This is a genomic window from Streptomyces sp. NPDC111802, assembly GCF_055634335.1.
The window spans coordinates 1-1940 of record NZ_JBVKCZ010000197.1 but is presented as its reverse complement, the minus strand read 5'-3'; the positions used below and the strand labels follow the sequence as shown (position 1 = coordinate 1940).

Genomic DNA, 1940 nt, shown 5'->3' with positions numbered 1-1940 from the left:
CTATTTACCGCACGGCGCCCAACACCCCGCCCCCATTGGCGAGTTCACCTCGCATTCTTCGCACCGGTGCACGGCGGTGCCTGGTTCGCCATTCTTCCTCACCACGCCGAGCACGCCGATGCGGTGGCGGCCCGCAGGCAGGCCGAAAACCTCGCGGCGCAGATGCACACCACAACCTGGCAGCACGCGCTCGGGATATTCGCAACCCGCTCCCGGGCCGTGACCTGACCACCACAACGGCTACAACGCCCGTGGACGTGCAGCGAGTTCACCACTGCCAGCAACGAGTCGGTGATGCGGACACCCCCGCCCGCGGCATGTACCTCGTGTATTCAGCTACGAGGGCCGTCCGTCAGTGATGTGACGCCCTGGCAGCGGAAGGGTGCCCCCTGACCTGCGATGATCTGGATTTCCTAGATCAAGAACGTCGCAGAGTGGGGGCACCCAACAGGTGCGGGCTACCGAATGGGATCACCGGCTCGTCGTGCGGGCCGACGGCAAGAACCTGGTCGGGCACGCGGGCGTGGTGCTGCTGCGCCGGACAGCGGACCGCGTCGGGCTGACCCGGGCCCTGACTGCCGCGCTGCCGCGGGGCGTTGGGCCGGGGTGGCGGGATCGCGGGATGGTGCTGGTCCAGCTGGCCTGCGCGATCGTCCTCGGCGCGAGGAACGTCCTGCAGGCCGAGCAACTGCAGTATCACTGACGGCCGTTGTTCCCCCGTCCGGTATCGGACAGCACTCTGTGGCGCACGCTGGAATTCATCGACGGCCCGGTCGTAGCTCGGGTGGAGCGCGTCCGCGCCGTGATACGGCGTGGGGTGTGGACGCTGCTCGCCCTGCGCCCCGGCGGGTTCCCCTGGATCTCGGTATGCGGGCGCAAGCTCACCAACTGGTACGTCCTCGATCTCGACGCCACTCTCGTGACCTGCACCAGCAAGAAGGACGGCGCGGCCGGCACGTTCAAGGGCGGCTACGGGCATCACCCGCTGGGCGCGTGGCTGGCCAATACCCGCGAGTGCGTGACCATGCTGCTGCGGCCGGGCAATGCGGCGTCCAACGACGTCGCCGACCACAGCGTGTTCTGGCCGCCGCGCTGCGGCAACTCCCGTTGCCGGTGTGGTCGAAGCTGCTGGTGAGGATCGACGGCGCGGCCTTCAGCCACGGCCTCCTTGAGCATCTGCAGGCGCTGACCACCAGCCGCCGCCGGGTGCGCTGGGTGACCGGCTGGGCCATCAACACCGCCGACGAGGCCGCGATCGCGCTGCTGCCCGAGGACGTGTGGAGTGACGCGCTGCGCCAGGACGGCGAGGTCCACGAGATCAAGGGCCCGGACGGACAGAAGGTCACCTACCAGGTAGCCGAGCTGACCGGGGTCCGCGGCCTGAGCGGCTGGCCCGAGGGGATGCGGCTGATCGTGCGCCGGGTCAAACCCTCGCGCCGCGACCTGAAGAAGCTGACCGCTTTCGAGCAGCGCACCGGCTGGCGCTACCAGACCGTCGCCACGAACATCCCCGCCCACCAGGGGCTTCCCGGGGTGTCCGGCTCAGGGCAGGTGTGGTTCGTCGACGCTCTCTACCGTGATCACGCCGAGGTCGAGGACCGCGTGAAAGCGATCAAGAGGGTCGGGCTCGGGCTGCTGCCCTCCAAGTCCTTACAGCTCAACGCCGCCTGGATGCTGGCCGCCACGATCGCCGCCGACCTGGACGCCTGGACGCGGCTCCTCCTCCTGCACGACGAACCCGAACTCGCCGCCTCCGAACCGGAGACAATCCGCACGAAGCTCTACCACCTGCCCGCCCGGCTCACCACCCACGCCCGCCGGCGCACCCTACACCTCGACCGCGCCTGGCCCTGGGCCCAGGGCCGGGAAGTTAGGCACTTCCGGCGTCGGTCAAGTCCGTGAGCGGGCCTCCTGGTTGTCCGGTTGAGCCGGATAGCGAA

4 protein-coding genes are annotated in these 1940 nt (G+C 69.2%); all 4 read left to right on the top strand.

Annotated features, from left to right (window positions below):
• The coding region (locus ACZ7NC_RS45395) for a hypothetical protein (protein WP_471498300.1) at positions 1-228 on the top strand (228 nt) is incomplete at its 5' end.
• A gap of 223 nt (positions 229-451) precedes the next feature.
• Positions 452-703 (top strand): hypothetical protein, encoded by a 252-nt coding sequence (locus ACZ7NC_RS45390; RefSeq protein ID WP_471498297.1) that lies wholly within the window; start codon positions 452-454, stop codon positions 701-703.
• A gap of 6 nt (positions 704-709) precedes the next feature.
• Positions 710-1135 carry a transposase gene (locus tag ACZ7NC_RS45385; RefSeq protein WP_471498294.1) on the top strand — a complete coding sequence of 142 codons (426 nt, stop codon included), beginning with the start codon at positions 710-712 and terminating at the stop codon, positions 1133-1135.
• Positions 1132-1902 carry a transposase gene (locus tag ACZ7NC_RS45380; RefSeq protein WP_471498290.1) on the top strand — a complete coding sequence of 257 codons (771 nt, stop codon included), beginning with the start codon at positions 1132-1134 and terminating at the stop codon, positions 1900-1902. The genes ACZ7NC_RS45385 and ACZ7NC_RS45380 overlap by 4 nt, the downstream gene beginning before the upstream one ends.
• Positions 1903-1940: the final 38 nt, after the last annotated feature.